The 3,271-nt window shown below is 34.9% G+C and carries 3 protein-coding genes and 1 pseudogene; 3 read left to right on the forward strand and 1 reads right to left on the reverse strand.

Annotated features, from left to right (window positions below; all coding sequences use genetic code 11):
* The 3 genes and pseudogenes from ACJAT7_RS18620 to ACJAT7_RS18630 all read left to right on the forward strand — a co-directional run.
* Positions 1–249, forward strand: a pseudogene (locus ACJAT7_RS18620) (hypothetical protein); the annotation flags it as partial.
* 1 nt (position 250) lies between these two features.
* Positions 251–742 carry a hypothetical protein gene (locus ACJAT7_RS18625; RefSeq protein WP_415228285.1) on the forward strand — a complete coding sequence of 164 codons (492 nt, stop codon included), beginning with the start codon at positions 251–253 and terminating at the stop codon, positions 740–742.
* 4 nt (positions 743–746) lie between these two features.
* Positions 747–1,454, forward strand: coding sequence for a hypothetical protein (locus ACJAT7_RS18630; protein ID WP_415228286.1), 708 nt, complete (start codon positions 747–749; stop codon positions 1,452–1,454).
* A gap of 1,048 nt (positions 1,455–2,502) precedes the next feature.
* Here ACJAT7_RS18630 and ACJAT7_RS18635 read toward each other — a convergent pair.
* Positions 2,503–2,895, reverse strand: a complete 393-nt coding sequence (locus ACJAT7_RS18635; protein ID WP_415228287.1) for a hypothetical protein — start codon at positions 2,893–2,895, stop codon at positions 2,503–2,505.
* Between the last annotated feature and the right edge of the window lie 376 nt (positions 2,896–3,271).

Below are 3,271 nucleotides of genomic sequence, written 5' to 3' on the forward strand. Positions count from 1 at the left end.
GAATGTCTTGGTGTTGTATTAACAATTGTTGATGAAAGAGAAACAGTATATAAAAACGCCCAAGATTACCTTGATTCGACAACATTTTGGAAAGGAAAACGATTTAATAAACCATTGTTGAAGCGCACAGAAGTCGCTAAGTTACAAGGAAGCCAGAAACTAATTTTAGATACACAAGATTCAAAATTAAAAATGGCTATATCTGACATTACTAGAGAAGCGTTACAAAAATTAGGGTTGGAGGTTTAAGGTGAAAAATAAAAAAGATTTAAAGGTACTTTTGCGCTTTATGGAAGAATTTTCTTGGTTAATGGACAGTTATTCGAAAGTGGACTTCAAAAAAGCTGTATCGTTAATCGAAGAGTCTACATACGATAAATCTGAAGCAAAAGATGCTGTAGGAAATTATGAGTCTGATAATCCTAATAAACATTTTTTAGTTGGGGCTTTACCCTCATTATTTTTAGACTCTGATCTTTTTAAACGTACCCAAGACATAGCAGACTTTTCGAAAAGTGTGCTAGGTATTGAACTCATTAGATTTAGTAGGAGTTCAAGAGCCGATGTTATCGGAAGAGTCATTTGTTCTACAGTTGAATTAGACGATGAAAGGCTTGACGTTTTAGTTAAAGCATTAGCTGTTTTAGCTGGTAATAAAGAAAGAACAAAACAAATATTACAAGACAGAAATAGTGCTGATTTTAACTGGAATATGGTAATTAACGAACTTTCTTCAAGGTAAATTTATGTCTACCAAAGCGATTCAAAAAGACTTTGAGCAATTAAAAGAATTTGTGACAGGATACGAATTACCTCAAGAAGGCAATGTTGAATACTTTCAAAATTTGAAAAGAACCCATAAGGTCTATTTTTCTATTTTAGAACTTCACTCAGTGTGTAAAAGTTTAGAATCCTTAAAAAGTAATTCAAACTCTACATTTGGTAAGTATCTTGGGGAGTCGATATCTGAACTCGGAAGTTCACTTTTTATTTCTCTTCATGGGTGCTACAAGGGTAGTGAGCAAATTTTAAGAAGTGCGATTGAAAACTTCCTAAAAGCTATAGGAAGCACTGTACATCCGAATATAGTATCTATAAAAAGCACTTATGAAGTCATAGACAAAGCAGAGGATGCAGATGTATTTCAAACCAAAGAAATTAAGGATAAGTACAGTAAACTCAAAGGTATGTACTCAACACTTTGTGCATCTGTACATACTGCGACAGAATCAAATATGCAAAATGTTGGAGCATTAGGCTATTTCCCTCATTTTGATAGCAAATCATCTACGCTGTTTATGAACAAATATATTGAAGTTGCTAGATCAATTCTAGATATTTTATGTTGGAAATATAAGCTTGAATACCTTCAAGTGCACTATAAAAGCAAAGATATAATTGATGTATCTTTATCCGGCAATATAAAAGCAATAATTTATTCTGACTTAAACTAGACACCCAAAGTAAAACAAATTAACAGAAAAAACAAATTAACAAGACACCCAGTGCGCCGAGATAAATCGGTAGAAGAAATTAACAAGACACCCATAATAACGAGCAGCAAAAAAATAGTTTTGCGATTTATTACGATGGGTGTCTTTATAATTTCTGTCAGCTTATTTCGTATTTTTTTTAATCCTGCCCTTCCTGCACCTTCCAACATGCCGTTGCTGCATCTGGATTTGGCTCATTGGAAATTTTAATAAACTCGCCAGAAATTGAGAATACCTCAGCAATATCAGCTGAAGTGAAATACTTATAGCAAGCAATATCTCCCCATATAGGCAGAGCTTAAATTAACAAAACACCCATGATAACGAGCAGCAAAAAAATAGTTTTGCGATTTATTACGATGGGTGTCTTTATAATTTCGAGTGTTCCTGCTGCCTTCACCCGCCAGATATTTTAAGCCCAAAATCAAGTTATAAATATATACTTTTTATTTAATTTTATTATGGGTGGCCTATTAAGTTCTGGGCTAAAATTGTGAACGGAGTGATACAGCCAACTGTTTTTGTCCGTTTGAACGCCTTATTTATTAGGTTTTTAAGACCAGATTAGGTCACCGTAACCCCATATAATTGTGCCCGTAATCAATAATATATGAGCTGCAAACAAAACATTACGCCTTGGTTTAGTTGGTTTTGCTTTAAGCGGAATAGATATATTTGTATGTGATTGTATAACTTGAGCTCGCTGAATGTCTTCGTAAATGTGTGAAGATACCTTAAACTCAACAAACGCAGCCAAAAGAACAACTACAGAACCTGAACGAGCAAACCAGTTACAATCGGTTGAATAGTAATCTGCGATTACAGAGATAACAGCAATTAATATAGCTACTCCAATAATACTCCATTCGATCGTATACTTTCGATGCTTCATATATGAGGAAACTTAACGCTTTGCCAAGGGGCAAATGCGAACGTTGTTGGGCGAAGCCCGGTCAGTATTTATCCCAGCCGCGTTTTTTGTGGCGATCTGAGGCAATTTGTTAGGCATTTATGACTCTGGTGTAAATTTAATTTGAAAATTATCACCATCCCAAACTTCAATTGCACCTAACCAGTTTGGTTTGACAGAAAATGTATTTTTTAACTCACTAGCATCCCCGCCATTAGCTACTGCGTCAGGTTTGTCTGTTTTTGCGATTACGGCCCTAACGTTAGATTTATTTTCTATAGCTTTATTTAAATTGGAAATAAACTCCTTATTTCCATGGCCATTCCAGCGTGAAGCTTGGTCAATATAAGTTAGAGAGCCTTGTCCTATTTTTTCAAAATATTGATCCCATAAACTAAGCACCAACTCGTTTTTATTATTGAAAGCCGATACAGACCAATTGACATTTTTTAATGTACATCCATATTTTGAAAATGCTTCTGAAATTAGCATTAATACTCCTTACTATTTTAAATGCTTAGCAGTTTATTAGTGCGACCTTACGAGGTCGACAACATTGCAAGCTAGACTACCTTGTATGGTTGAAGAGTCCAGAGTACGCAATAAAGCTTGGGGGTCAAGTTGCTTGATTAATGAGACTTTTAATCCCCCTACCAACAAATAATACGGCACCCATCTTAAATATGTTTATTAATTACGAAGCAGTTGGAAACAACTTTAATATGCCACCCATAATAATTGGACTGTTTTTTCTACTGCACTAAGCTTTACTAACACCAATTGAAATAGCACAAATTGAAAGGAGTCACTTATGCCTAAGCCTCGTTCATCTCAGGTCAGCCTCATCGATACCCCTTATTACCATTGC

Source organism: Psychromonas sp., from assembly GCF_047632995.1.
GTDB lineage: Bacteria > Pseudomonadota > Gammaproteobacteria > Enterobacterales > Psychromonadaceae > Psychromonas.

Excerpts from the sequence above, each read along its gene's own strand:
- ACJAT7_RS18630 (WP_415228286.1), top strand. The coding sequence starts at position 747 with ATGTCTACCAAAGCGATTCAAAAAGACTTTGAGCAATTAAAAGAATTT.
- ACJAT7_RS18635 (WP_415228287.1), bottom strand. The coding sequence starts at position 2,895 with ATGCTAATTTCAGAAGCATTTTCAAAATATGGATGTACATTAAAAAAT.